A 24780-nucleotide genomic window follows, 5' to 3' on the forward strand; every position below is an offset into this window, starting at 1 on the left:
AGAAGCAGCATGGCCAAGCAACTCGACTATCATACACTGCGCGAAATCTTTTCGCGTTTTCAGGCCGCCGAGCCGGAACCCAAAGGCGAACTGGATCACGTCAACGCCTATACGCTGGTGGTGGCCGTCGCCCTGTCGGCGCAGGCGACGGATGCAGGCGTCAACAAGGCAACGCGTGAGCTGTTCAAGATCGCCGATACGCCGCAAAAGATGCTCGACCTCGGCGAAGAGGGGCTGATCGAACATATCAAGACGATCGGCCTTTACCGCAACAAGGCCAAGAACGTCATAAAGATGGCCCGGATCCTGGTCGATGACTACGACGGCGAGGTGCCCAATTCCCGCGCCGCACTGCAATCCCTGCCCGGTGTCGGCCGCAAGACCGCCAATGTGGTTTTGAACATGTGGTGGCATTACCCGGCGCAAGCAGTGGATACGCATATCTTTCGGGTCGGCAACCGCTCGGGCATCTGCCCGGGCAAGGATGTGGACGCGGTCGAACGCGCCATCGAAGACAATATTCCGGTCGATTTCCAGCAGCATGCCCATCACTGGCTGATCCTGCACGGCCGCTATCACTGCAAGGCACGCAAGCCGATGTGCGGCACCTGCATCATCCGCGACCTGTGCCAATATGAGGACAAAAATCTATGAAGACCTACAAGATTGTCGGCATCGGCAATGCCGTCGTCGATGTGATCAGCCAATGCGATGACAGCTTTCTCGATCACATGGGGATCGAGAAAGGCATCATGCAGTTGATCGAACGGGATCGCGGCGAAGTGCTTTATGGTGCGATGGAAGGCCGCGTGCAAACCCCCGGTGGCTCGGTCGCCAATACCATTGCCGGTGCAGGTGCGCTTGGCATCGATGCGGCCTTTATCGGGCGCGTGCATGACGATGCTCTGGGGCGGTTCTACGCCGACGCGATGAACGAAGATGGCGTCGATTTCGTCAACCCGCCGGTCCCGGGGGGCGAGCTGCCGACATCGCGCTCGATGATCTTCGTCTCCCCGGACGGTGAGCGGTCGATGAACACCTATCTTGGCATCTCCTCCGAACTCAGCTCTGCAGATGTGCCGAACGAGGTGGCCGGGCAGACCCAGATCATGTTCCTTGAGGGCTATCTCTTTGACAAGGACAAGGGCAAGACCGCCTTCATGGAAGCTGCGCGCGATTGCCGCAAAGGCGGCGGCAAGCCCGGCATCGCGATTTCCGATCCTTTCTGCGTCGAACGCCACCGCGCCGACTTCCTTTCGCTTATCGAGAATGAACTGGAATTCGTGATCGGCAACGAAGCCGAAATCCGCTCGCTGTTTGAAACCGAAGATCTGGAGGAGGCCCTGGCCAAGACCGCCGCAATCTGTCCGCTGGTGGTTTGCACCCGCTCCGGCGACGGGGTTTCGGTGATTGCGGGCGAGACCCGCATCGATGTTCCGGTCACCAAGGTCGTGCCCGTCGATGCTACCGGTGCTGGCGATCAGTTCGCGGCCGGGTTCCTCTTCGGTCTGGCAACGGGCCGCGATCTGGAGACCTGCGCCAAGATCGGCAACATCTGCGCCGCCGAGGTGATCAGCCATATCGGCCCGCGTCCTGAAAAGGACATGCGCGCGGTGCTGCAGGCCGAAGGGCTGCTCTAAGTCACAGAGCCAAATCCGTGGGCGGGAAAACTCCCGCCCATCGAATATGCCCCAAGGGGCACTCCCTTTCGTCGGGCGTAGAACGCAAGGGCATTAGCCCGCGCAGGGCCTCAATCGCTTCCAGCCGAGATCAATGCCTTGGACAGCAAGCCTTTGAACTGGTCCAGCTCCTCTGCCTTTAGCCCTTTAAGCAGCCCCGACTGGGTGGCCACATGCGCCTCCAGGGCCTCGTCGATCAGCGCGCCGCCCTTTTCGGTTAAGGCAATCAGGAAACTACGGCTGTCCGCCGGGTTCACCTTGCGGCGCACCAGCCCGTCTGCCTCCAGCCGGTCAATCCGATTGGTCATCGTGCCCGAAGCCACCATCGTCGCCTTCAAGAGATCCCCCGGAGACAATTCATATGGCGCGCCCGCCCGGCGCAGCGTCGCCAGCACGTCGAATTTGGCGGCGTTGAGACCAAAACGTTGAAACGTCTTCTGCATCTCTGCCTGATAGGCAAGATAAAGGCGCCCCACCCGGCCGATTATTCCCATGGCGGACACATCAAGGTCCGGCCGCTCCCGTTCCCATTGCTGGGTGACAAAATCCACATGATCCATCTTTCCTGTTTTGCGGAGAGACGTCTTGACGTCAAGATTAAATATTGTTACTTCGATGTCGAGATAATTTTGGAGAAGACCCCATGCTGTCCCGCGACCTCTTTCTGACCGCGCTGGCCCCTGCCATTTGGGGCAGCAGCTATATCGTGACGACCAACCTCTTGCCCGGTCATTCACCCTTTGTCGTGGCGCTACTGCGCGCCTTGCCGGCGGGGCTGTTGCTGCTCCTCTTCGTGCGCAGGCTGCCACCGCTCAACTGGGTGCCAAAGCTCATGGTGCTTGGCGCGCTGAATTTCTCTCTGTTCTGGAGCTTCCTGTTTCTCTCCGCCTACCGCCTGCCCGGCGGGGTGGCTGCGACCCTGGGCGCGATACAGCCGCTGGTCGTGGTCTTACTGTCGGCGCTGGTTCTGCAATCGCCCATCAGGCCTGCGTCGCTCCTGGCGGCGGCGCTCAGCATCGCAGGGGTTGCCCTGCTGGTGCTGACGCCCGCGGCAAAGCTGGACATGATCGGAGTTCTGGCAGGCCTTGCTGGCGCCCTGTCTATGGCGGCTGGGGTTGTGCTGACCCGCAAATGGCAGCCGCCGGTGCCGCCACTGACCTTTACCGCCTGGCAGCTGACTGCAGGGGGTATCCTGCTGATGCCCGTCACGCTCTGGGCAGTGCCCGAGATGCCGGTCTTCACCGCAGAGAACATCCTGGGCCTTGCCTATATGAGCCTGATCGGCGGCGCGCTGACCTATATTCTGTGGTTCCGGGGTTTGTCGCGCATCGAACCCTCAGCCGTATCGCTTCTGGGGGTACTCAGCCCGCTGACGGCTGTCATCCTGGGCTGGCTCTGGATGCAGGAAACCCTCAGCATCTACCAGCTGACCGGCGCCATCTTTGCCCTGTTCAGCGTCTGGCTGGGTCAGGCTGCAGCCAAACCGGCACGCCCGCGCCCCGCGCCTGCGGAGTGACCCCGTCTGCTACTGCGGCGCCAGAGGCACACAGGCCTTGCCGCGGTGGCAGTCCAGCACCTGCTTGCGAAAGCTGTGCACATCGCCGCCAAAGGCAAAGCTGCCGCAGGGATCGAAACGGACGATCAGGTCCCTGCCCCGCTGTTCGGCAAAAATCAGGTACTCGACACCGGATTTGGCCTTGCCGCACCACGGCCCCATGCATTGCACCTCGATCACCACATCGGCGCGCACGGCTTGATCGAAATCCCGTGCCCCCAGAAGGTCCCCGTTGAAACTTCCGCGAAACTGGGTGACCGGCGGGGTTGCATTGGGGTTTCCGGCAGGCGGTCGTGGCAGGCGGCGTTCGTCAAAAGACAGGCGCCCCTGCAGGATTGCGTAGGAGCGGTTGGAATTCGCCGCCGCAAGATAGGCGTCCGGAACGCCCCAGGGCACACAGCTGAGCGCGGAAGCAGAGGTGGCAGCGCCGAGCGCCACACAGGATACAAACAACGACGCCGCCCGGCGAACCAGCTTGGGAAGTCGTACCATTCTATAAGTACCTTTCGAATTCCTCGACCACCCGCGCATAGACCTCGCGCTTGAAGGGGACGATCTTCTCCACCAGATGCTCTACCGGCTGCCAGCACCAGGCGGAAAATTCCGGATGTTCGGTGTCGATTCTGACCTGATCGTCACTGCCCAGAAACCGCATCAGGTACCATTTCTGCTCTTGTCCGCGATAACGCCCACCCCAAAAGCTGGGCACCACGTCATGTGGCAGATCATAGGGCAGCCAGCCTTCCGATTCGGCGATGATCTCGACCAGAGACGGCAGAACGCCGGTTTCTTCCTCCAGCTCCCGCAGGGCCGCGGTGCGCGGGTCCTCACCCTCGTCGATCCCGCCCTGCGGCATCTGCCAGGCATCCTTGTAGCGGTCTGCGCGCTGTCCGACAAAGACCGCCCCGTCGCTGTTTATCATCATAACGCCGACGTTGCGGCGATAGGGCAGCTTGGCGATGTCTTCCGGTGTCATAGGCATTCCCTGGGTCTGTTCCCGGCGATTAGACCTGCTGCCGCCGGGGCACGCAAGGGGGTGACGCCGCGTTGACAGGTGACAAACGCCCGCCGTGGCGCGATCCTGCCCGGCAAACGATAGGGAGAGTGTCATGACTGCGTACCCAAACCTTCTGGCGCCGCTGGATCTTGGCTTTACCACGCTGAAAAACCGCGTGCTGATGGGGTCCATGCATACGGGCCTTGAGGAGACCCGCGACTGGAACCGGGTGGCGGAATTCTACGCCGAACGCGCAAGGGGCGGCGTTGCCCTGATGGTGACCGGCGGCATCGGCCCCAACCTCGAAGGCTCGGTCCTGCCCGGGGCCGCGATGATGACCACCGAAGAGGACGTGAAGAACCACAGCATTGTCACGGACCGCGTGCACACGGCAGGCGGCAAGATCGCCATGCAAATCCTGCACGCCGGGCGCTATGCCTATGGGCCAAAATGCGTGGCGCCCAGCGCCATCAAATCGCCGATCTCCCCCTTCCCGCCGACCGAGCTGGACGAGGACGGGATCGAGAAACAGGTCTCGGACATCGTGAATGCAGCCCGGCTGGCAAAAGAGGCTGGCTATGACGGGGTCGAGATCATGGGCTCCGAAGGGTATTTCCTGAACCAGTTCCTGGTCACCCATACCAACAAACGCACCGACCGCTGGGGCGGGTCTTATGAAAACCGCATGCGCCTGCCGATCGAGGTGGTGCGCCGCACCCGCGCGGCGGTCGGCAGTGATTTCATCATCATCTATCGCCTGTCGATGATCGATCTGGTGCCCGATGGCTCGACCCATGATGAAGTGGTGCAGCTGGCGCAGGAGATTGAGCAGGCAGGCGCTACAATCATCAACACTGGCATCGGCTGGCACGAGGCGCGCATCCCAACCATCGCCACATCGGTGCCGCGCGCGGCCTTTGCCTGGGTCACCAAGAAACTGATGGGCAAGGTCTCGATCCCCGTCGTCACCTCGAACCGGATCAACACGCCCGAGGTGGCCGAGGATGTTTTGGAAACCGGCTGCGCCGACATGGTGTCGATGGCCCGCCCGCTGCTTGCGGATGCGCATTTCGTGTCCAAGGCCGAAGCCGGGCAAGCCGACCATATCGCACCCTGCATCGCCTGCAACCAGGCCTGTCTGGATCACACGTTCGGGGGCAAGCTGACCTCCTGCCTGGTGAACCCGCAGGCCTGCCACGAGACCGAACTGGTGATCGAAAAGGCCGCTACGCCCAAAACTGTCGCCATCGTGGGCGCTGGTCCTGCGGGCCTCTCTACCGCCCTAACCGCTGCTGAGCGCGGACACAAGGTGACGCTGTTTGACAAGGCGGATGAAATCGGCGGCCAGCTCAACATGGCCAAGCAGGTGCCCGGTAAGGAAGAATTCTGGGGACTGGTAGACTGGTACCGCAGCATGGTGGCCGATGCGGACATCACGCTGGAACTGGGCCGCGAGGCCCAAGCCGAGGATCTGACCGGATTTGACGAGGTGGTGATCGCAACCGGCGTCATCCCGCGCGATCCGGGTATTCCCGGGCAGGACCGCGACAACGTGCTGACCTATATCGATGTGCTGCGGGGCAAGGCCCCGGTGGGCGAGCGCGTCGCAGTGATCGGCGCGGGCGGCATCGGTTTTGACGTCTCCGAATACCTGCTGCACGAAGGTACCAGCCCGACCGAGAGCCTGCCGCTCTGGATGAAGGAATGGGGCGTCACCGATCCGGCCGAACACCGCTCCGGCCTTGCCCCCGAAGGGCCGCAGCCCGAGGCACCGGCCCGCCACGTCACCCTGCTGCAGCGCAAAGCGGAGCGTCACGGCAAAAGGCTCGGCAAGACCACCGGCTGGATCCACCGCGCTGCGCTGAAGATGAAGGAGGTCGAATTCGTCGGCGGCGTGAACTATGAGCGGATCGACGATGCGGGCCTGCACGTCAGCTTTGGCGAGGCGCGGGAAAACCCGACCGTAATCCCGGCCGACACCATCGTGCTTTGCGCGGGTCAGCTTTCGGAACGCTCCCTGGCCGATGCGCTGGCGGCGAAAGGCATCACCGCCCATGTGATCGGTGGCGCCGATGTCGCAGCGGAACTCGATGCCAAACGGGCGATCAACCAAGGCACCCGCCTCGCCGCCACCCTCTGACGGGTCCGGCAGGCCACGATCGGCAGCGGTGCTCTACCGCACCCGCTGGCAGCCCGATTGCACCGCCCCCGTTGGCGGCCTTGGGCGTGGCACCGCGCGATGCGCGGTGCCACGCCCAACGGGAGCTGGTCTTTTTCAAAAGGCCACGCGACAGGCGGGAGGAACGCGCCTCTCGTTGCTACTATGGTTCGCCTGTCCCAAGCCTCAAGTGGATCGGAAATCCTGTCCTACAGGCGCATTCTACCGCCTGTTCAGCCGTGCACCTCGAGGCTGTCTTCAGGCGCCTGATCGCGCTCTTCCATACCATAGTCCCGGATCACCCCGGCCACACGCAGGCGATACCCGGCAAAGAGATTGTCGCGCCCCTGTTTCTGTGCGCCCCGATGTTCAGACAGTGCACGCCAGCGCGCCACCGCCTCTTCATCCTCCCAGAAGGACAGCGACAGCAGCTTTTCGGGGTTTGTCAGGCTCTGAAACCGTTCGACCGAGATGAACCCCTCCATATCCTCCAGCAGATCCCGCATCCGGGCTGCGACCTGCAGATAAGGCTCCTTCTTACCCGCTGCCGGTGTGACTTCGAAAATTACCGCGATCATGCGCTGTCTCCATGTGGTTCAGAAACCCGTTTGAGCCACGTCCTGTCCTCGCGGACAAGGAATTTCTCCCGCTGGGCAAATGCGTAGTTCTCCCGCCCCAGAGGATCCTCTGCCAGACGGGCGCGGTAGTTTTCATAGGCGGCAAGACTGTCCACGTTATAGATCCCGTAGGCCAGCGTTGACGACCCTTCGTGCGGCGCGAAATATCCGATCAGGTCAGCGCCACAGCGCGGGATCGCCAGCCCCCAATTGCGGGCGTATTGCGCAAAGTTATCGCGTTGGGTGGGATCGATGTGATAACGGATGACGCAGGTCAGCATGGGAAACTCCTCTTGGGATCGTGATTGGATGGCAGGGATTTACCGCCCCCTGCCCGACAAAGGCTTCGGTGCGGAGCGAAGCATCGCCTTTTGTCCAGCCCCCGGCCCCTCCCGCGCCTCAGGATTTCGTTTCGCAAGCGTAAACGATGCAGTAAAAACCCCGCAATTATCCCAAGCTCGCCCCGTTCTTGCCCGAATTGCCCGTCAAAACCTGAGGTCAGACAACAGGACGAGGACGGGCAACGATGGATCGACTGACCGAAATGGAGGCCTTCGCAAATGTTGTGGACCAGGGCGGGTTCACCGATGCGGCGCGCAAGATGGGGATCTCCAAATCCGCTGTCTCCAAACACGTCTCCAGCCTCGAAGCCCGGCTTGGCGCACGTCTTCTGAACCGCACAACCCGGCGGGTATCGCCGACCGAAATCGGGCTTGCCTATTACGACCGGGCGCGGCGCGTCCTGAATGATGCTGGCGAAGCCGATGCGCTGGTGACTTCGATGCAATCCGCGCCCTCGGGCCTGCTGCGGATCTCGGTTGCCACCGATTTCGGCGTCAATCACCTGTCGCCGGTCCTGTCCGAATTCCTGCGCGATTTCCCCGAGATCACCGTCAACATGGTGCTGAACAACCGCTATGTCGAACTGATCTCGGAAGGTTTTGATATGGCGCTGCGGATCGGCGAGCTGGAAGACAGCTCGCTCAGAGCGCGCAAGCTGACCGAAACCACCAAACGTATGATCGCCTCGCCCGCCTATCTGGAGCAATACGGGCGGCCGCAAAAGATCGACGATCTGAACACCCACAAGCTGCTGCATTATTCCAACCAGTCGAGTGGCAATGTCTGGAAGATCACCGCCCCCTCTGGCGAGAAACGTCAGGTTCGCACGACCGGCTGGCTGTCGGTGAACGACGGGCAATCGCTTCTGAACGCGGCCATCTCTGGCCTCGGCATCGCCTACCTGCCCAGCTACCTCTACTCGGAAGCCATGTCAGAAGGGTTGATCGAAGACGTGATGCCCAACCTGCCGGTCGAAACTCTGGGCATCTATGCCGTCTACCCGCCTGGGAAATTCACCCAGCCCAAGGTGCGCGCCTTCATTGATTTCCTTGTCCATGCCTTTGCCGACCGCGACCCGGTGAAGTGGTGACTGGCCCCTGAAACACACGACCCTCCCTCGTGAAACTGCCCCCCCGCACACTGCGGGGGGCTTTTTTGTCTTGGGAACAAGATTTCAGATCTCGATCACCAGATGCGGCGTCCCGTCCGAGGTCCGCTCCCGCGAGGTACCCGAGGGACCGACCGTGCCCCGGATCCGTTTGCGGAAGTTCGAGAAACTGTCGAATGTGACCACGTCGACCGCCTCGTCCAGATCCAGTTCCAGCCGGAACCAGCCGGGCCGCAGCATTTCGACGGCCAGCACCGTTGCCGCAAAGGGCTGCGACAGATAGGTCCCCTCAATCCGCCCGCCGGGGGTAAATCCCTCTGGCGGCCGGTTGCCCATCGCGGCGTGAAAGGTATTCCAGTCGCGAAACCCATGCTGACGTGCCACCAGCTCAAGGCTCTGACTGTGGCTGATCTCGCGCCCTTCGGCATCCAGCCCCGTGCGCAGACGTTTGGCCTGTGCTTTGGCCTCAACCAGTGTCGGAAGTGTTGCGCTCATGACCGCGCCTCCTCGGTTGTCGTGAATACGCCCCAGCTGAGCCGGGTGCGGCGCGCCCGAGTCCACAGAACCCAGACCACCAACAGCAGCAGCAGAACCTCAGCCGCTGGCCCCGCCCACCATATAGCCATTTCACCAAACCACAGCGGCAAGGCAAAGGTCAGCGGAATGGCAAAGGCAAAGGGCTTTGACAGGCTCAGCACCGCGGCGCGGCGCGCGTCTCCGATGGCCTGGAAATGGGCCGCCAGCATCATCAGAGGGCCCGACAGGACAAACAAGGCCAGCATTACCGGCATGATAACGGCCACCTTTGCGACCACGGCAGGATCGGTCACAAAGGCCGCTGCGATCTGCGACGCAAACAGGCTGAACACCGCCTGCACAGACAGGCAGAACCCCAGTGCCACCAGAACAGCGATCTGCAGACTGTTATCACTGCGCTGCCACAGCCCCGCGCCAAAGTTGTTGCCGGTGATCGTCTGCATCGCTTGCGACACCCCCAAGAGCGGGAGGAAGGCAAAGGTGACGACCCGCGTCACGATCCCATAGGCTGTGACCGTAACCTCGTAGTCCGGACTGCCCACCATCTGCAAAGCCGTCAAGATCGCCGAGGAGCCAAGCGCAATACCAATAAAGCCAAGGCTTTGCGGAGCGCCCAGCGCCAGAATGCGCCCGCTGCCCTGTAGGATCACGTTGCGCAGCACAATGACCGGATGCAGCAGGGTGCCACGGCTGTGACGATAGGCAAGGATCACGCCCAGCGCCAAAAGCTGCGCCTCGACCGTGCCATAGGCCGAACCGGCAACGCCAAGATCCAGCACCGCGATCATCAGGTAGTTGAAGCCGATATTGCCTATCGACACCAACAGGCTCATCGCGGCCATCATGCCCACATGCCCCTCGTTGCGCAGGGCGTCAGAATTGACCGCCAGCACAAAGGTCAGCGGCGTGGCAAAGATCAGGATGCCAAGATAGCTCGCCGACAATTCGGCAAGCGCGCTGTCGCCGCCGGTGACCAGCCAGATCAGCTGCCCACCCAAGCCAAGGTAAAGCAGGATCAGTATGCCCCCCACGACTAGGGCCAGCCAATGCGCAGCGGCATAGATACGCTCGGCCTCATCAAAGCGGGAGCCGCCAAGGTGGCGGGCCAGAAGGCTCGACATGCCGGCAGAGACCAGCGTGGCGCAGGCCACGATCAGCATGTAAAACGGAAACACCACGGTGACCGCCGCCAGCGCCTGCGGGCCGACGAAATGCCCCAGAAACAGGGCATCGGCGACCGTCAGAAGGCCGTTCATGCTCATGACGAATATGATGGGTATCGCGATTTTCGCGAAAATGACCGGCAATCGCCCGGTCAGAAATGTATTGGGAGTCGGATCTTGCATCGCTCTGAAGCCCTCATGCGTCGATCTCGCTCAATGGATGGGACCCGCGTTACCACCCGCGCGAGACGCGGAGAAGGTGACAGAAACAATAGCAATAAACAGAACTTCACCTCGACGAGTACACGTCTGCGGGGGGCGGGCGTCTGCGGCCTGCTCTTGGGGTAGAGCAGGCTTTTGCGCCGGTCAAGCCCTTTTCCGGCGGCCAGTGATGGCCCTGCCTCAGGGTTTTTGCCGTGGCAGCAACACCGCCTCGACCCGGCGGTTTGCCTCCCGCCCTTCGGCCGTGAGGTTCGTTGCGACCGGCACCAGATAGCCGACACCGGCCACCTCAATCCGGGTTTCATCCACCCCGGACTTCTCCACAAGATGGGTCTTCACGGCCTCGGCCCGGCGCCGCGACAGGTCGGTATTGTCCTGCAAGCTGCCAACCGTATCGGTGTGACCAACCACAACCACGGAATAGTCTGGAAATTCGGCTAGAAATTCGGCAAGTGCTTTCAGGCTTTCATAATTTTCGCGGCCCAGCGCCACGTCTCCGGTCCCGAAATCAAGCCCCGGCAGGATCGCCCGGCCCTGCTCCAGCAATGCCTGCGCCAGATCGGTTGGGTTGCCATCTGGCAGGCTTTCGGCACCCGCTCCGGCAGCTTCGTCCGTCTCGGCCTGCCCTGCCGGAATGGATGGGGCCAGTTCCAGCGCCGCGGCTTCGGGCGGTGAGACCTCGATGATCTGAAGATAGGCCGAGGTGCCACTGCGCGAGGCCAGCAGAGTCACGGCGCTCGCCCCCTTCACGGCGGACAGGAAGTGATAATCGCCAATGCTGACGGCCATATCCGGGGCCGGAACCACCTCGATACCGAATCGGAAATCAAAGCCGCCGCACTGGCGCGCCTCGCATTGAAAGAGCAGCTCGTATCCTGTCTCCAGCAACTGCTCCCGCAAGGGCGCCAGAACCTGCAAAACAGTCGCCTCGCCCCGGATCCGATAGGTGCGGCGCAAAATCCGCCCTTCGATCGCGCGGGACGGCACCCCATCGGCGCCCACAGGGCCGGTTGGCAAGGCATAGGTGCCCAGCGGGGTTTCCCGCAGCGCCAGCGCCTGGGCGCCGACCGGTAAGGACATTTCAGCCCGGGCCAAAGGCGCCGAGACAAAAAGCGCGGCCCCGGCAAACAGGGCCGCCGCCAATGATATGAAAAACCGCCCAATCACCGGTACTGGGCGTGGTAATCGTCGTTCGGGACCATAGCGGTGCCGCTGGCCACCCGGTTTGTCATGTTGAAGAAGGCTGCCACATTGGCAATGTCCCAGATGTCACGATCGCTGAAACCAACATCACGCAGGGCCTGCCGGTCTGCCTCTTCGACCTCGGCGCTGGCGCGGGTCAGTTGCAGGGCAAAATCAAGCATCGCCCGCTGCCGCGCGTCCAGCGGCGCGACCCGGTAGTTCATCACCAGCATCTCGCCCAGCTTCGGATCACCCGACAACTGACGCACCGCCGCGCCATGTGCCGCAAGGCAGTAGAAACAGCGATTGTAGGAAGACACCACAACCGCGATCATCTCCCGCTCCAGCTTGCTCAGGTTGCTGTCGCCCAGCATCAGATCGTTATAAAGCGCGGTGAATGTGTTCAGCTTTTCGATGTCAAAGGCATGCGCCCGCAGCACATTGGGCACCATGCCCAGTTTGTCCTGACAGATATCGAAATACTTCTGCGTCGCAGGCGGCAGCGGATCCACCTGCGGCAGGTCAAGCGCTGTTGGGTTTTGCTGATCGGTCATGGTCTTCTTTCTCCTCCCTCAAGGTTTGTGCCTGTAGTGGTACTGCCCGCTGCAGGTCATTCCAAGTGAGGCATAAAGACCATTCGCCCCGGCGTTCGCCTTGGTACAGACCAGCGCCAACTCGCGCGCGCCCTGTTCAGCCGCCCAAAAGGCCGCCTGCCGCACCATCCAGGCGCCCATCCCCTTGCGCCGCTGATGCGGCAGGATTTCCAGCGCGTGCACCATGGCAACCCCATCGTGGATAGCCACGAACCCCGCCCCGGCGGGTTTGTCGTTGAACCGCCCAAGCAGCGCCGTCTTCGGCCCCGGCGCGCGTTCCATCACCGCCATACGCCCCGGCCCGATGCCACCCGCGATCCAGATCTCGCGCTGGATTTCCAGCGGCTCCCAGACGCAGAAGGTGGTGACCCGCGGGATCGGCACATCGGTCAGCTTTGCCGGTGGGCAGGTCCAGATATTGACCGGATCCTTGATCTCATACTCCAGCGCCGCCAACTGCGCATCCAGCACATCATCGCCATCGCGGATCATGAACAGGGGCTCCTGCCCCATGGCGCGCATGGCCTCTTCGGCAGCGGCAATCTGATCCTTATTGACCGGACCATTGGTGGTGGCCGCCGATACCCGGCTGCCGCCACCCTGCCCTTCGCGCAGGGTGATTGGGCCAAGATCGCGTTTTGAGGCCGCTGGCCAGGTGCCATCAACCACAGCGTAATACAGGGGGTCGGTGCTCACAGGTCCAGCTCCCGTGCAAGGCGCGTGACCGCCACGTCGACGCGGGCGCCATCGGCGCCGCGCACAACCACATTGGCCCCAAAAGCCCCGTCCTTCTGAAACGGGTAGCAGCCGATCGACAGATCAGAGAAATCCGCTGCAAGCGCCGAAAGATTGCCTGCGATCTCGCCCTCGCCGCGCATCACGCGCAGGGTCTGTGACAACAGCGGGCTGCCGCCGGTCAGGGTGGGCAGGACGCTGGCCACCATCGCCTCGAACACAGACGGGACCCCGGCCATCACATGCACGTTCTTGAGCGTAAAGCCCGGCGCCGCCGACACCGGATTGTCGATCAGCGCAGCGCCATCCGGGATGCGGGCCATGCGCAGGCGTGCTTCGTTCAGCTCGGTTCCCGATTTGTCGTAATGGGCCTGCAGGATCGCGCGGGCATCATCCCGGACATCCAGATGCGCGCCAAATGCCTTGGCGATGCAATCGGCGGTGATGTCATCATGGGTTGGCCCGATGCCGCCGCTGGTGAAGACATGGTCATGGGTTTCTGACAGCGCGGTGACACCTGCGATGATCGCCACCTCGTCGTCGCTGATCATGCGAACTTCGCGCAGGTCGATGCCGTGTTTGGTCAACTCTCCGGCCAGAAAATGCATGTTCGAATCGCGCGTGCGCCCCGACAGGATTTCGTCCCCGATAACCAGCATTGCAGCGGTTGGATTGCCCATGGCGCCTCTCCTCTTGATCCGGTGTTAAGGCAGGTATAGGCCCAAGAACATGCGCTTTGGAACCCCTCTGATCCCCGCCCGGCTGATCCGCCGCTACAAACGTTTCCTTGCCGACTGTCGGCTGGAGGATGGACGCGAGATCACTGCCCATTGCGCCAACCCCGGATCGATGATGGGGCTGGCTGAACCTGGGATGAAAATCTGGCTGGAGCCGAACGACGATCCGAAGAAGAAACTGAAATACGGCTGGCGCCTGGTCGATCACGAAAACGGCCATTTCACCGGCGTCGATACCTCGGTTCCAAACCGCGCATTGAAAGCCGCGCTGGAGGCCCGCGAGGTTGCCGAGCTTGCCGCCTATGAAACCGTGCGGGCCGAGGTGAAATACGGCGAGAAGAGCCGCATCGATTTCCTACTGAGCCAGCCAGGTCTGCCCGATTGCTATGTCGAGGTGAAAAGCGTGACCCTGTCGCGTCAGCCAGGTCTGGCGGAATTTCCCGACAGCGTCACCGCGCGCGGCACCAAACATCTGGGGGAGCTGGCCAGTATGGTGGCCGAGGGGCACCGGGCGGTGATGCTCTACCTCGTGCAGCGCACCGATTGCGACCACTTCCAATTGGCGGCGGATATCGACCCGGCCTACGCCGCGGCCTTTGATGACGCGCAGGCAACCGGGGTCGAACGGCTGGTCTGCACCACGCGGATTTCGCCCGATGGCGTGTGGGTGGAGGCAGCCAAAAGGCTGCACTCCTGAGAAATTGCAAAGAGCTGGGCTCAGCCCATGACGTAAAAGCAGAGCTTGTTGCCGTCCGGATCGCGCACATAGGCACCATAGAAGAAGTCCGGCACACGCTCGCCCGGTTCGCCTTCGTCGGTGGCGCCAAGGCTGATCGCCTTGTCATACATCACCTGCACGTTGTCCTTATCCCCGGCCGGGAAGGCCAGCATACCGCCGTTGCCGCTGGTGCAGACATCGCCGTTATGCGGGGTGCAGACGGCCAGCATCGGCGCCGTACGGTCCTTGCCGATAAAGGCGATCCGGCCTGCGTCCATCAGGACTTTGGCGCCTTCAGCCGCAAAGAGTTCAGTGTAGAAATTTTTGGCGTTCTCCATATCCGAGACACCAATCGTGACGTAGCCGATCATTATGTTTTCCTGTCGTTGATTTCAGATTCGGTCGCACGCTCGGGGAAAGCTGTGGCGTATTCAAATCACGAAACCGGCACCTGCAGGTCCGCCCCTGCCTGCCTGATATGCAGGGGATGCAGCGGCCTTGTCGTCACTGCACCGCCCCCTCTGGCCCTTTTGGCCAAGACCGCTTACATAGCAAGACAACAACACCAGAGGGAGCTCCGCCCGATGAGATCGAAAGACGGCCGCACCACCAAGGACGGCATCCGCATTCACGAACCCGCCGATTTTGCGGGCATGCACACGGCAGGCGCTCTGGCCGCACGCATTCTGGATGATATTGCCCCCCATGTCTTTCCCGGCCAGACCACTGGCGAAATTGACCGCATCATCACCCAGATGGTCGAGGATGCAGGCGCGAAATCCGCCACCATCGGCTACAAGGGCTACCAGCACGCCAGCTGCATTTCGGTGAACCACGTGGTCTGCCACGGCATTCCCGGTGACAAGAAGCTCAAGGACGGCGATATCCTCAACATCGATGTGACAGTGATCGTCGATGGCTGGTTTGGCGACACTAGCCGCATGTATGTGGCAGGCAAGCTGTCCCGCAAGGCCGAGCGGCTGATCCAGGTCACCCATGACGCCCTGATGAAGGGGATCGAAGCGGTGAAACCCGGAAACACCTTTGGCGATATCGGTCACACCATTCAGGCCTATGTAGAAGCCCAGCGCATGAGCGTGGTGCGCGATTTCTGCGGTCACGGTCTGGGACAGGTGTTTCACGCGCCGCCGAACGTGCTGCACTATGGCCGTCCCGGCACCGGTCCGGTTCTAGAGGAAGGCATGTTCTTCACCATCGAACCCATGGTGAACCTGGGCCGCGCCGAGACCAAGATCCTCGCCGATGAATGGACCGCCGTCACCCGCGACAAATCGCTGTCAGCACAGTTCGAACATTCGATCGGGGTTACCGCGGATGGGTTCGATATCTTCACCCTGTCGCCTGCGGGCAAGTTCCACCCGACCTACGGCTGATTAGGTTAGCCCAATCAGGGCTGGCACCTCCTGCATACCGGTAAACACCTCTGCCCCCTGATCAGCCAGCGCCGCGCCCTGCCCGTGCGGCGCAAAGCCAAGGCAGCGCATCCCGGCCCGGGATGCGGCCTGCGCACCGGTCGCACTGTCCTCGATCACCAGACAGGAGCGCGCCTCTACCCCGAAATGGCTAGCTGCGGCCAGAAACAACCCCGGTTCCGGTTTCGCAACGCCCAGCGCATGGGCCGAGAACATCGCTTGCGGATGGAACCGCTCCCACAGCCCGTTCTGTCCGAGCGTGATGCGCATCTTCTCTTCGCTGCCGTTGGAGGCAACGCAAGTGGGAATGCTATGCTGATCGAGCCGCGCCAATAGATCCAGGATCCCCGGCACCAGCCCAACGCCTGCATGCAGCCGCGCATAGGTTTCGGCGTAGATTTCCTCGACCCAGTCCTGTGGCAGATCCGCGCCAAGCTTTCGCGCCTTGTCCATCACCCCCATCATGGTGCCGCCGACAAAATGCCCCATGGCCTCTGGCAGGGTCAGCGACAGGCCGTGGCGCGCCAAATTGTCCACCATGGCCTGGTTGGACACGGTTTCGCTGTCCACCAGCACCCCGTCGCAGTCAAAGATCACCAATTGCGGCGTGGGAAATGTCTTGGGCATCTGAGGCTCCTTCAATGCAACCTGAACAAATACCGCTAAGGGCTATTGCCTGGACCGTCACATAGCAAATCTAACGCAGGCCGTTTCCTGCCCACCCCATTTCAACCTGAAACACTTCGCCATATCAGGGAGATATGGGTATCGCCGTATTTGCGGCTGTCCTGCGCCTCGTATCCCTCGGGCGGCGTCATCGGAGCATTTTCCTCCCACACGATCAGGGCGCCAGGCGCGATCCAGCCGCCAGCATCGGCTACGGCAAGCGCCTTTTGACCCAGCTCCTTGCCATAGGGCGGATCGAGGAAGATCACGTCATAGGGGGCATCGGGGTTCTGCCCCAGCTTCAACGCGCTGCGGCGGATCAGGGCCGTGCGATCCTCGGCCCGGCAAATACCGACATTCTTGCGGATCAGCCCCTGCGCCACGCGTCCGTCATCGACAAATGTGACCAAAGCCGCGCCGCGCGACAGCGCCTCAAGCCCCAGCGCGCCAGTTCCGGCAAAGAGATCCAGCACCCGGGCGCCGTCGATGGCACCGGTGTGCATCAGCACGTTGAACAGGCTTTCGCGCACCCGGTCGGTCGTCGGGCGCAGATGCGCAACCGCATCGCCCTTGCCCACGGCCGCCAGCGCGCGACCGCGAAACTCACCCGCGATGATCCTCATGCCCGCAGCAGCGGTTTCAAGTCTGCTTCAGGATCGGCGACTACGGATTTGTCAGCCGTCTTGCCCGCATCGATCAGCCGTTTGCCGACCATATAGGCGCGCGGATCGTTCATCGCGTCGACCGCCACCAGTTGATCGCCCTTGTAATACCAGAAGGACACGCTTTGCCCCTCGCCCTGACGGGTGACCACGTTGTCATAGCCGCTGTTGAGGCCCGCGATCTGCAATTTCACATCATATTGGTCGGACCAGAACCAAGGCTGTGCCACGTAATCCTTGCCTGCGCCCAGCATGTTCTGGGCCACGATTTCGGACTGATCGATGGCATTGGGCACGCTTTCCAGCCGGATACGTTCCCCCTTGTAGGGGAACGAGGCGCAATCGCCCGCCGCCCAGATCGAAGGGTCCGAGGTCCGCCCCTGCGCATCGACCCGGATGCCGTTTTCAATCGCCAGCCCGGCCTGCTCGGCCAGGGTGGTCGCCGGGGCGATACCGACACCAACCACCACGAAATCCACGTCCAGCGTGCTACCACCGCCCAGAACCGCCCGCGCGACCCTTCCGTGTTCGCCTTCCAGCCGCTCCAGCCCCGTGCCTTCGCGGATGTCGACACCGTGCCCCTTGTGCAGGGCGCGGAAATAATTGGAGGTCTCGGGCGCGGCCACCCGTTGCAGGATGCGATCTGCCATCTCGACCAGAGTCACCGACAAGCCACGCTTGGCGCAGACCGCTGCGGCCTCCAGCCCGATATAGCCACCGCCCACGATCAGCACCCGCTTGCCTGTCGTCACATGCGGCGCCATGGCGTCCACATCGGACAAGCCACGGACAACGAATACCCCATCAAGATCGCCGCCGATGGCAGCCGGAAGGCGACGCGGATCGGAACCGGTGGTCAGGGCCAGCTGATCATAGAAGATCACCTCATCCCCAAGGCTGACCGTCTTTGCCGCCGGATCAATCCCTGTGACGGCGGCGCCCAGTTTCAGGGTGATGTCATTGTCGGCGTAAAAACTCTCGGGACGCAGGAACAGGCGCTCTTTCTCCATCTCACCCAGCAGGTAAGCCTTGGACAGCGGCGGGCGCTGATAAGGCAGCGCGGTTTCGCCGCCGATCAGGGTGATGTCACCGTCAAATCCATCTTTGCGCAATTTGGCCACAAGAGACGATCCCGCCTGCCCTGCTCCGATTACCACGATGTGGCTCATGTCCCCTCTTGCCTCCTGCGCATGTTCTGGTCACGGTCTGACCGGACCCTATATGGGGGACCATAGATAACGCAATCACGACAGAAGAGGAACGCGCGATGATTTCAGTCGGAGACACCCTGCCGGACGCCACCCTGGTGCAAATGGGGGCCGAAGGGCCCGAGCCGGTGCAGATGGCCGAGAGGGTCAAGGGCCGCAAGGTTGCCATCTTTGCCGTTCCGGGCGCCTTTACCCCGACCTGCCATTCCGCCCATGTGCCCAGCTTTATCCGCACCAAGGATCAGTTCGATGCCAAGGGCGTGGATGAGATCATCTGCATATCGGCAAACGATCCCTTCGTGATGAAGGCCTGGGGCGAAGCAACCGGCGCGGACAAAGCAGGTATCACCATGCTGGCCGACGCCCAAAGCGAATTTACCGATGCCATCGGCATGCGCTTTGATGCGCCGCCCGCCGGGCTGATCGGCCGCTCGCTGCGCTATGCGATGCTGGTCGAGGATGGCAAGGTGACGATCCTCAACCGCGAGGAAAACCCCGGCCAGTGCGAACTCTCTGCCGGTGAGGGCCTGCTCGACGCGATGGGCTGAGGCGGCGGTCTCTCCGCGGCACGGATGCGCCAGATCAGGATGGGGATGGCGCTCTTCGCCACCCCGAATTTCGGACCAACCCATCTGCAGAAAACCAATGCAGCCCGTTCATTTCGACCACTGGAACGGGCTGCATTTGTCAGATCGCGGCGCCTGATGGCGCGCCTCTGGAAATCGTTTCACCGGCCCGGCTTGCCCTGAAGCAGCCCGCGACCTTCGAACAAAACATTGTTTTTCAAGAATATATTTTTGTTAAACGTCCGCAAATTCCAAAGCGTCAGGTCCGCATTCCCTACCAAAAGTTCAACGCCTCGTTTGTCTGCGGCTCAGATTTGATGTTACGCTCCTCAAGGAGGAGACAGATCAAAAATCACTTTCACCCCAGTGATCGATATGTGATGGGCGGTTTTTCAACCCCGCCGGGGTCGGCTGCGACACATGAGCCGCCGAAAATTTCAAACTGAGAGAAAGGACAACCGAGTGTTCAAGAAAATCATGGCGCCGGTGGACTTGGCGCATCAAGGGCATCTTGAAAGGGCCCTAAAGTGCACGTCAGATCTCGCAAAGCATTACGGGGCAGAAGTCGTGTTTGTTGGGGTGACCGCCTCTACGCCCAGCGCCACTGCGCATAATCCGGCCGAATATGCCGTCAAACTCGATGAATTCGCCAAGGCACAAGCGGCAGAGCACGGGTTCACCGCATCGGCAGTGCCGGTGGTCAGCCACGATCCGACCACGGATGTCGACGATGCGCTGCTGAAAGCCACCAAGGACACGGGTGCAGACCTGGTAGTGATGGCCAGCCATCTGCCCAATGTGCTCGACTATATCTGGCCCTCGAATGGCGGAAAAATTGCCGAGCATGCGAAATGTTCGGTGTTTGTCGTGCGCGGCTGACCACAGAGCCGCGAACAGCATTTGTAAGATCTGATAAAGGGAGGCCTCCAAAATGGCCGACGAAACGACCAACCAGGGCATACCCGAGCCCGAAGGGACAGCAGAAATCATCGATACCGACTACACGATTGGTCAGGACAATATCGAAACGACAGTTGGACCGTTCGGGCTCGATGTTCACAACCCGGTTTTCCTGATTTCCGGGCTTTCCATCGTAGCCTTCGTTTTCTACGCGCTGGCCCTGCCAGAGCAATCCGCTGATATCTTCGGCAGCTTGCGCCCCTATCTGACCAGCACCTTTGACTGGTTTTTCCTGGGCGCTGCCAACATTTTTGTCCTGTTCTGCCTGCTGCTGATCGTGCTGCCTCTGGGCAAGGTGCGGCTTGGCGGTGCGGATGCGACACCGGATTATAGCTATATCGGCTGGTTCGCGATGCTGTTCGCCGCCGGCATGGGCATCGGCCTGATGTTTTATGGCGTCTCCGAACCGATGAGCCATTATTCGACCTCAATGGGTGGCATTGCCACTGGTGAGGATGGCGCGCGGACCGATTGGGCACCGCTGGGGGCAGCCGCCGGGGATCAGGCGGCTTCGGTCCGCCTGGGCATGGCAGCAACGATCTTCCACTGGGGGCTGCACCCCTGGGCGATCTACGCGGTTGTCGCACTGGCACTGGCGCTGTTTTCCTACAACAAGGGGTTGCCGCTCACCATTCGCTCGGCTTTCTACCCGATCCTGGGCGAACGTGTCTGGGGCTGGCCGGGGCACACCATCGACGTGCTGGCGGTTTTCGCCACCCTGTTTGGCCTTGCAACCTCGCTTGGTTTTGGTGCGACACAGGCGAATGCAGGTCTGAATGAGCTGTTCGGCATCCCCGTGGGATCGACGACCGAGGTTGTTTTGATCACCGGCATTACGGCAATCGCACTGATCTCGGTGATCCGCGGCCTCGACGGCGGGGTGAAAGTGCTGTCCGAAATCAACATGGGGCTTGCGGCCCTGCTTTTGCTGTTCGTGTTAATCGCCGGACCCACGATCGCGATCCTGACCGGCTTCGTGGACAGCCTTGCTGCCTACATCCAGTATCTGCCCGCATTGTCCAACCCAATTGGCCGCGAAGACACCAACTTCAGCCAAGGCTGGACCGCCTTCTACTGGGCCTGGTGGATCAGCTGGTCGCCCTTTGTCGGCATGTTCATCGCCCGCGTCAGCCGTGGCCGCACCGTGCGCGAGTTCATCATTTGCGTGCTGCTGATCCCCTCGATGGTCTGCGTTCTGTGGATGAGCGTCTTTGGCGGCACAGCCATCCAGCAGGTCATTCAGGATGGCGTCACCACCGTGACCGAAGCGCCGCTTGAGCTGAAACTGTTCAAGATGCTGGCCGAACTGCCGCTGGCCTCGATCACGAGCTTCCTTGGGATCATCCTGGTGGTCGTGTTCTTCGTCACCTCTTCGGACTCCGGTTCGCTGGTGATCGATACCATCACCGCAGGCGGCAAGGTCGATGCACCGGTCCCGCAGCGTGTGTTCTGGTGCGTCTTCGAGGGCGCCGTGGCGATTGCGCTTCTCATCGGCGGCGGACTGGCTTCGCTGCAGGCGATGGTCATCTCGACAGGCCTGCCATTTACCGTGGTGCTGCTTCTGATGTGCTGGGCGATCTGGCGCGGTCTGATCGCTGAAACCCGGGCGTAGACAACGCCCACATGTGAAAAAAAGGAAAGGGAGCCCGTATCAGGGCTCCCTTTTGCGTTGCCGTCTCGTTTGCCCTGCGGGCCTGTCATCAGACAGTCAGCGCAGAGTGTCCTGCCCCTGACGCATAGTCCTGCCGCTGTGGATCATGCCGCTCGGCTGCGACGCAGCCTCTTGGCATCGACCTTAAGATGGTAAGCCTGACAGGTTTCCCCTTCGATTTCGAAGCGCAATCCGGCCGGGGTGATGTTGATCCCCGCCTGACGCGTCAGCAAAGCAGCCGAAACAGAGGTCAGGCAAAGGAATGCATCAATGTTCCAGTCCTTGGCCAGCCGGGCAAAGCTCACCCCCAACTGTCCGCGCACACGCATGCGTTCGCGGCTGCTGAGCGTATCATCGACGAAGACCCTACTGACCTCCCAGATCTTCGGGTCCTGTGGCGCGGGCGCATCCAGAATGTCCGCAGGAAGATCCGGCAACAGGCCCAGTTGCGCATCGCGCAACATATAGCTAGCGCTGCCGCATTTTGCGGTGGTGGGCGTCACCCGGAAACCGCCATGGATCGTCATGCCATCATGAATCGCACAATAGATGCTCTCCGGGGTATCATACTGATCAAACTCAAGCCCGCGCACGTTGGGCAGGTCCCAGCCGCGCGCCTCGATAAAATGATGATAACGCGCGCGCAGGAGCTCGGTGAACAAAGCACCGGTCTCTCCTAAGTTGTCGAACGATATTTCTGTCGACTGCATCGGGCTGTCCCGCCGCCTTTTTCCATAGTCTCAATGTGACGCTGAAAACTTTCAGCAAATTTGAATCAACTTTCACAAGAAATCGTAAATTTTAAATTAACCGTGATGAGGGTTACCCCTCTCATCACGCACAACTTTTAGGCAAGTGCGCGTTATACGCGCCTTTTCTCTAAAGGCCGCTCAAGGATGGGCGCAGTTCCGCCGAAGCCGAGGTAACAAACCGGCACAGGTCCGACCGGACAGATCTATTTCAGAGAATATGAAAGCGCCGTCGGACGCGGGCAGACTTTACCAGCAGGCCTGCATACCGTGGCGGAACGATCAGGCAGCAGGCACGCTCAGTACCGGAACCAGATCATTCCCCATGACATTGTTCAGGATCGGAGCCTCTGACCAACGCCCGGCGCGCCATGGCCAGCGGGGCGCCATCAGGCGGCGCGGATGAAGCGTTCGGTTGCAACCCTTCGGATTTCAGATAGCAGCACGGACTTCTTGACCGGTTTTGCCAGATACCCAGCCGCCCCTAGCTTGAGGAACAATTCCTGATCCTCTGGCGCAGCGTTGGCCGTCAGCATGATCACCGGCGTATTGCCGATCCTACCCCCACGGCGTGCCAGCTCCGCCAGGGTTTCGCGCCCGTCCATCACCGGCATCTTCATGTCGAGCAGCACAAGATCCACCGATTGTTTCTCAAGACAGGCCAGAGCTTCGACACCATTCCCTGCCTCGACAATCTCAACATCGCTGTTTTTCAAGAAGGCACGCACCACCACCCGGTTCGACGCGGTATCATCCACCAGCAAGATCGAGCGAACACCAAGATCGCTTCGGTCTTCATCCGGGGTTTGCGGCGACAGGGCCTCGATCTCCGAATTATCAAGAACCCGGACTGGGCATGTAAAGGTGAAACAGCTTCCGCGGCCGGGGCTGCTCCTGACTGTGATTTCACCCTCCATCATATGCGCAAAACGCCGTGCAATCGACAGACCAAGACCCGTGCCCGGCACGCTAAGGGCGTTCTTGTCCTCTGCCCGGTAGAACTCCGTGAACAGCTGTGCGGTCTGATCCGGCGTCATGCCGCGTCCGGTATCCGACACCTCAACGGTGAGAACCGTCTGACCATCGACCTGTTCGCCGCGCGCCCCGACCAGCACCTGACCCGTCTCGGTGTATTTGACCGCATTGGACACCAAGTTTCCGATAATCTGGCGGACACGCAGCGCGTCGAATTCCGCATAGGCAGGCACGTTGTCTTCGATATCGACGATCAGTTGCAGCCCCTTTTCATCGGCGGGCGCCCGGAACATTTCCACCGCGCTGGAGATTTCGGATCTTGGCTCCGCATTTGTCAGGTTCAGCTCGAACTGTCCGGATTCGATTTTCGCATGATCCAGAACATCGTCCAGAATACCGGTCAGCGCCTGGGCAGACTTACGCAGCAGATGGGTGCGTTCACGCAGCGTCTGCCGGTCAGTGCGTTCATCCTCGATCAATTCGGACATGGCGCAAATTGCATTGAGAGGGGTGCGGATCTCATGGCTCATCGCCGCAAGGAACCGGCTCTTGGCACGGCTTCCGGCCTCTGCTTCGCGCAAGGCCTCGCGCAGGCGGCCGGTCAGCCGGTGCTGCACCCACATGGCATGCAGCATATAAGCCGACCCCAGAACCACCACGATGGTCGCGATCACAATCTCCACCGGGCTTGCGAAATTATAGAGGAAGCTACCAATCATATAGCCAAAGACGCAGAGGATCGGCACCGCCGTCAGAATGCCAAAGAACATCCAGGCAGAGCGCGCCACCACACTGTGATTGAGCGCGATGATCAACAGCATTGAACCCATCAGCTTGGGAAAGGGTTCTGACTGAAGAAACAGAAGCAGCGGGATCGCATTGAAGACCCAGACGCCAGCAAAGGCAGATCCGGCAAACAGAAGGACCGAACCGATTGTGACCTCTTTACTCAGCCTCTTGTAGACGTAGACACCGATGATCTCGATCAGCCCATAGACCAGATATATGGTGGCCACCACTGGGATTGGCACGAAGAAAAGGGACAGGAGCGAGACAAGCGTAATGGACGCGAAACGGGATGGCAGATCCGCGCGGACGAGATCGTTCTGGGTAGCTATGGCGCTTTTGACGTCTGGCGGCAAAGCAAACATACGCATCCTCCTTCCATTGCCCGTTCCCTCGTTCCTTGTGATGGCTAACGGACGCCGAAGGTCTTCAATCGCCCATCGGACCACGGGCAACTGAAAAACTCTACGTTGAGATTACGGCCAAATGATGACCAATGTTCAAAATAACTCGCGCATACGGCGAATTATCGCCTATTTGCAGCCAATCGATGCAATCTCAGGCTGCGCATCCCGACGCCAAGCGACGTTCCAAAGCCTCCCTCGCATCCTTTTCCGGGAAAATTGTGACCGGAACGTCTCGCTTCGGATGTAGGGTGCTGGGTGTTGAGCATCGGACTTGAAATATGTGCCGAGAGCTCACTCTATGGGCCACAAGTCCCTCTTTAGCCCCGCTATCTGTCACGCGGCGCTCCTGTCGTTAGGTACGATCAGAAGTGTGA

The 24780-nt window shown here is 61.0% G+C and carries 27 protein-coding genes; 10 read left to right on the forward strand and 17 right to left on the reverse strand.

The annotated features are described in order from the left end of the window. Positions 1 to 9: 9 nt before the first annotated feature. Positions 10 to 654, forward strand: coding sequence for an endonuclease III (gene nth / locus C6W91_RS04870; RefSeq protein ID WP_274866814.1), 645 nt, complete (start codon positions 10 to 12; stop codon positions 652 to 654). Beyond that, positions 651 to 1640 (forward strand): adenosine kinase, encoded by a 990-nt coding sequence (locus tag C6W91_RS04875; RefSeq protein ID WP_274866815.1) that lies wholly within the window; start codon positions 651 to 653, stop codon positions 1638 to 1640. Before nth ends, C6W91_RS04875 begins: the two co-directional genes overlap by 4 nt. A 110-nt stretch (positions 1641 to 1750) precedes the next feature. On the opposite strand, the gene C6W91_RS04880 is transcribed toward C6W91_RS04875, so the two are convergent. Next, the gene (locus C6W91_RS04880; protein ID WP_274866816.1) at positions 1751 to 2239 is read right to left on the reverse strand and encodes a MarR family winged helix-turn-helix transcriptional regulator; all 489 of its coding nucleotides are present in this window, start codon (positions 2237 to 2239) and stop codon (positions 1751 to 1753) included. 83 nt (positions 2240 to 2322) lie between these two features. Between C6W91_RS04880 and C6W91_RS04885 the strand changes: the two genes are divergently transcribed. After that, complete coding sequence (locus C6W91_RS04885; protein ID WP_274866817.1) at positions 2323 to 3195, forward strand: EamA family transporter; 873 nt, start codon at positions 2323 to 2325, stop codon at positions 3193 to 3195. A gap of 9 nt (positions 3196 to 3204) precedes the next feature. Here C6W91_RS04885 and C6W91_RS04890 read toward each other — a convergent pair whose 3' ends face one another. Further along, positions 3205 to 3726, reverse strand: coding sequence for a hypothetical protein (locus tag C6W91_RS04890; RefSeq protein WP_370570474.1), 522 nt, complete (start codon positions 3724 to 3726; stop codon positions 3205 to 3207). Between the two features lies 1 nt (position 3727). Continuing rightward, a complete protein-coding gene (locus C6W91_RS04895) occupies positions 3728 to 4210 on the reverse strand; it encodes an RNA pyrophosphohydrolase (RefSeq protein WP_274834928.1) in 483 nt (160 codons plus the stop codon). A gap of 133 nt (positions 4211 to 4343) precedes the next feature. On the opposite strand from C6W91_RS04895, the gene C6W91_RS04900 reads away from it, so the two are divergent. After that, entirely contained in the window at positions 4344 to 6371 is a 2028-nt protein-coding gene (locus tag C6W91_RS04900; RefSeq protein ID WP_274866818.1) for an NADPH-dependent 2,4-dienoyl-CoA reductase, read from the forward strand. Positions 6372 to 6622: 251 nt separating this feature from the next. Here the strand turns inward: C6W91_RS04900 and C6W91_RS04905 are convergent, their stop codons facing one another. Then, entirely contained in the window at positions 6623 to 6967 is a 345-nt protein-coding gene (locus tag C6W91_RS04905; protein WP_065271367.1) for an antibiotic biosynthesis monooxygenase, read from the reverse strand. Next, positions 6964 to 7287, reverse strand: coding sequence for an NIPSNAP family protein (locus tag C6W91_RS04910; protein WP_274866819.1), 324 nt, complete (start codon positions 7285 to 7287; stop codon positions 6964 to 6966). The genes C6W91_RS04905 and C6W91_RS04910 overlap by 4 nt, the downstream gene beginning before the upstream one ends. Positions 7288 to 7532: 245 nt before the next feature. Here C6W91_RS04910 and C6W91_RS04915 point away from each other — a divergent pair, with 245 nt between their 5' ends. Beyond that, positions 7533 to 8438 carry a LysR family transcriptional regulator gene (locus tag C6W91_RS04915; protein ID WP_065271369.1) on the forward strand — a complete coding sequence of 302 codons (906 nt, stop codon included), beginning with the start codon at positions 7533 to 7535 and terminating at the stop codon, positions 8436 to 8438. Between the two features lie 84 nt (positions 8439 to 8522). Here C6W91_RS04915 and C6W91_RS04920 read toward each other — a convergent pair whose 3' ends face one another. From C6W91_RS04920 to C6W91_RS04945, 6 genes are all read right to left on the reverse strand, one after another. Further along, positions 8523 to 8951, reverse strand: a complete 429-nt coding sequence (locus tag C6W91_RS04920) for a glyoxalase superfamily protein (RefSeq protein ID WP_274866820.1) — start codon at positions 8949 to 8951, stop codon at positions 8523 to 8525. Then, complete coding sequence (locus C6W91_RS04925; protein ID WP_274866821.1) at positions 8948 to 10339, reverse strand: MATE family efflux transporter; 1392 nt, start codon at positions 10337 to 10339, stop codon at positions 8948 to 8950. The genes C6W91_RS04920 and C6W91_RS04925 overlap by 4 nt, the downstream gene beginning before the upstream one ends. Positions 10340 to 10558: 219 nt before the next feature. Continuing rightward, complete coding sequence (locus C6W91_RS04930; RefSeq protein WP_370570475.1) at positions 10559 to 11521, reverse strand: OmpA family protein; 963 nt, start codon at positions 11519 to 11521, stop codon at positions 10559 to 10561. Positions 11522 to 11541: 20 nt separating this feature from the next. Further along, entirely contained in the window at positions 11542 to 12114 is a 573-nt protein-coding gene (locus C6W91_RS04935; RefSeq protein WP_065271372.1) for a peroxidase-related enzyme, read from the reverse strand. Between the two features lie 18 nt (positions 12115 to 12132). Continuing rightward, on the reverse strand, positions 12133 to 12849 hold the full coding sequence (locus tag C6W91_RS04940) for a GNAT family N-acetyltransferase (protein ID WP_274837263.1): 717 nt from the start codon (positions 12847 to 12849) through the stop codon (positions 12133 to 12135). Continuing rightward, positions 12846 to 13568, reverse strand: a complete 723-nt coding sequence (locus C6W91_RS04945; protein WP_065271374.1) for a molybdopterin-binding protein — start codon at positions 13566 to 13568, stop codon at positions 12846 to 12848. The genes C6W91_RS04940 and C6W91_RS04945 overlap by 4 nt, the downstream gene beginning before the upstream one ends. A 49-nt stretch (positions 13569 to 13617) precedes the next feature. Here C6W91_RS04945 and sfsA point away from each other — a divergent pair, with 49 nt between their 5' ends. Further along, on the forward strand, positions 13618 to 14322 hold the full coding sequence (sfsA, locus tag C6W91_RS04950) for a DNA/RNA nuclease SfsA (RefSeq protein ID WP_274866823.1): 705 nt from the start codon (positions 13618 to 13620) through the stop codon (positions 14320 to 14322). A gap of 20 nt (positions 14323 to 14342) precedes the next feature. Here sfsA and C6W91_RS04955 read toward each other — a convergent pair whose 3' ends face one another. Further along, positions 14343 to 14714, reverse strand: a complete 372-nt coding sequence (locus C6W91_RS04955; protein ID WP_274832622.1) for a VOC family protein — start codon at positions 14712 to 14714, stop codon at positions 14343 to 14345. A 213-nt stretch (positions 14715 to 14927) separates the two neighbouring features. Between C6W91_RS04955 and map the strand changes: the two genes are divergently transcribed. Further along, the gene (map, locus tag C6W91_RS04960) at positions 14928 to 15737 is read left to right on the forward strand and encodes a type I methionyl aminopeptidase (RefSeq protein WP_065271377.1); all 810 of its coding nucleotides are present in this window, start codon (positions 14928 to 14930) and stop codon (positions 15735 to 15737) included. Here map and C6W91_RS04965 read toward each other — a convergent pair whose 3' ends face one another. From C6W91_RS04965 to C6W91_RS04975, 3 genes are all read right to left on the reverse strand, one after another. Further along, on the reverse strand, positions 15738 to 16403 hold the full coding sequence (locus tag C6W91_RS04965; protein ID WP_274866824.1) for an HAD family phosphatase: 666 nt from the start codon (positions 16401 to 16403) through the stop codon (positions 15738 to 15740). It abuts the gene before it with no gap. 101 nt (positions 16404 to 16504) lie between these two features. Continuing rightward, on the reverse strand, positions 16505 to 17065 hold the full coding sequence (rsmD, locus tag C6W91_RS04970; protein WP_274866825.1) for a 16S rRNA (guanine(966)-N(2))-methyltransferase RsmD: 561 nt from the start codon (positions 17063 to 17065) through the stop codon (positions 16505 to 16507). After that, positions 17062 to 18273 (reverse strand): NAD(P)/FAD-dependent oxidoreductase, encoded by a 1212-nt coding sequence (locus C6W91_RS04975; RefSeq protein WP_274866826.1) that lies wholly within the window; start codon positions 18271 to 18273, stop codon positions 17062 to 17064. The genes rsmD and C6W91_RS04975 overlap by 4 nt, the downstream gene beginning before the upstream one ends. A gap of 98 nt (positions 18274 to 18371) precedes the next feature. Here C6W91_RS04975 and C6W91_RS04980 point away from each other — a divergent pair, with 98 nt between their 5' ends. From C6W91_RS04980 to C6W91_RS04990, 3 genes are all read left to right on the forward strand, one after another. Beyond that, on the forward strand, positions 18372 to 18860 hold the full coding sequence (locus C6W91_RS04980) for a peroxiredoxin (RefSeq protein ID WP_065271381.1): 489 nt from the start codon (positions 18372 to 18374) through the stop codon (positions 18858 to 18860). A 480-nt stretch (positions 18861 to 19340) separates the two neighbouring features. Continuing rightward, positions 19341 to 19757 (forward strand): universal stress protein, encoded by a 417-nt coding sequence (locus C6W91_RS04985; protein ID WP_274866827.1) that lies wholly within the window; start codon positions 19341 to 19343, stop codon positions 19755 to 19757. A gap of 52 nt (positions 19758 to 19809) precedes the next feature. Then, positions 19810 to 21450 carry a BCCT family transporter gene (locus C6W91_RS04990; RefSeq protein ID WP_065271383.1) on the forward strand — a complete coding sequence of 547 codons (1641 nt, stop codon included), beginning with the start codon at positions 19810 to 19812 and terminating at the stop codon, positions 21448 to 21450. 143 nt (positions 21451 to 21593) lie between these two features. Here the strand turns inward: C6W91_RS04990 and C6W91_RS04995 are convergent, their stop codons facing one another. Next, positions 21594 to 22199 (reverse strand): acyl-homoserine-lactone synthase, encoded by a 606-nt coding sequence (locus tag C6W91_RS04995; protein WP_065271384.1) that lies wholly within the window; start codon positions 22197 to 22199, stop codon positions 21594 to 21596. A gap of 428 nt (positions 22200 to 22627) precedes the next feature. Next, complete coding sequence (locus tag C6W91_RS05000) at positions 22628 to 24364, reverse strand: ATP-binding protein (protein ID WP_274866828.1); 1737 nt, start codon at positions 24362 to 24364, stop codon at positions 22628 to 22630. Positions 24365 to 24780: the final 416 nt, after the last annotated feature.

Origin of the sequence: Phaeobacter sp. SYSU ZJ3003, from assembly GCF_041300735.1 — a bacterium.
In the GTDB taxonomy this organism is placed as follows: domain Bacteria; phylum Pseudomonadota; class Alphaproteobacteria; order Rhodobacterales; family Rhodobacteraceae; genus Phycobacter; species Phycobacter gallaeciensis_A.

What these genes read in the sequence shown, in the direction of transcription:
- nth (WP_274866814.1), top strand. Translation starts at nt 10, where the DNA reads ATGGCCAAGCAACTCGACTATCATACACTGCGCGAAATCTTTTCGCGT.
- C6W91_RS04875 (WP_274866815.1), top strand. Translation starts at nt 651, where the DNA reads ATGAAGACCTACAAGATTGTCGGCATCGGCAATGCCGTCGTCGATGTG.
- C6W91_RS04880 (WP_274866816.1), bottom strand. Translation starts at nt 2,239, where the DNA reads ATGGATCATGTGGATTTTGTCACCCAGCAATGGGAACGGGAGCGGCCG.
- C6W91_RS04885 (WP_274866817.1), top strand. Translation starts at nt 2,323, where the DNA reads ATGCTGTCCCGCGACCTCTTTCTGACCGCGCTGGCCCCTGCCATTTGG.
- C6W91_RS04890 (WP_370570474.1), bottom strand. Translation starts at nt 3,726, where the DNA reads ATGGTACGACTTCCCAAGCTGGTTCGCCGGGCGGCGTCGTTGTTTGTA.
- C6W91_RS04895 (WP_274834928.1), bottom strand. Translation starts at nt 4,210, where the DNA reads ATGACACCGGAAGACATCGCCAAGCTGCCCTATCGCCGCAACGTCGGC.
- C6W91_RS04900 (WP_274866818.1), top strand. Translation starts at nt 4,344, where the DNA reads ATGACTGCGTACCCAAACCTTCTGGCGCCGCTGGATCTTGGCTTTACC.
- C6W91_RS04905 (WP_065271367.1), bottom strand. Translation starts at nt 6,967, where the DNA reads ATGATCGCGGTAATTTTCGAAGTCACACCGGCAGCGGGTAAGAAGGAG.
- C6W91_RS04910 (WP_274866819.1), bottom strand. Translation starts at nt 7,287, where the DNA reads ATGCTGACCTGCGTCATCCGTTATCACATCGATCCCACCCAACGCGAT.
- C6W91_RS04915 (WP_065271369.1), top strand. Translation starts at nt 7,533, where the DNA reads ATGGATCGACTGACCGAAATGGAGGCCTTCGCAAATGTTGTGGACCAG.
- C6W91_RS04920 (WP_274866820.1), bottom strand. Translation starts at nt 8,951, where the DNA reads ATGAGCGCAACACTTCCGACACTGGTTGAGGCCAAAGCACAGGCCAAA.
- C6W91_RS04925 (WP_274866821.1), bottom strand. Translation starts at nt 10,339, where the DNA reads ATGCAAGATCCGACTCCCAATACATTTCTGACCGGGCGATTGCCGGTC.
- C6W91_RS04935 (WP_065271372.1), bottom strand. Translation starts at nt 12,114, where the DNA reads ATGACCGATCAGCAAAACCCAACAGCGCTTGACCTGCCGCAGGTGGAT.
- C6W91_RS04945 (WP_065271374.1), bottom strand. Translation starts at nt 13,568, where the DNA reads ATGGGCAATCCAACCGCTGCAATGCTGGTTATCGGGGACGAAATCCTG.
- sfsA (WP_274866823.1), top strand. Translation starts at nt 13,618, where the DNA reads ATGCGCTTTGGAACCCCTCTGATCCCCGCCCGGCTGATCCGCCGCTAC.
- C6W91_RS04955 (WP_274832622.1), bottom strand. Translation starts at nt 14,714, where the DNA reads ATGATCGGCTACGTCACGATTGGTGTCTCGGATATGGAGAACGCCAAA.
- map (WP_065271377.1), top strand. Translation starts at nt 14,928, where the DNA reads ATGAGATCGAAAGACGGCCGCACCACCAAGGACGGCATCCGCATTCAC.
- C6W91_RS04965 (WP_274866824.1), bottom strand. Translation starts at nt 16,403, where the DNA reads ATGCCCAAGACATTTCCCACGCCGCAATTGGTGATCTTTGACTGCGAC.
- rsmD (WP_274866825.1), bottom strand. Translation starts at nt 17,065, where the DNA reads ATGAGGATCATCGCGGGTGAGTTTCGCGGTCGCGCGCTGGCGGCCGTG.
- C6W91_RS04975 (WP_274866826.1), bottom strand. Translation starts at nt 18,273, where the DNA reads ATGAGCCACATCGTGGTAATCGGAGCAGGGCAGGCGGGATCGTCTCTT.
- C6W91_RS04980 (WP_065271381.1), top strand. Translation starts at nt 18,372, where the DNA reads ATGATTTCAGTCGGAGACACCCTGCCGGACGCCACCCTGGTGCAAATG.
- C6W91_RS04990 (WP_065271383.1), top strand. Translation starts at nt 19,810, where the DNA reads ATGGCCGACGAAACGACCAACCAGGGCATACCCGAGCCCGAAGGGACA.
- C6W91_RS04995 (WP_065271384.1), bottom strand. Translation starts at nt 22,199, where the DNA reads ATGCAGTCGACAGAAATATCGTTCGACAACTTAGGAGAGACCGGTGCT.
- C6W91_RS05000 (WP_274866828.1), bottom strand. Translation starts at nt 24,364, where the DNA reads ATGTTTGCTTTGCCGCCAGACGTCAAAAGCGCCATAGCTACCCAGAAC.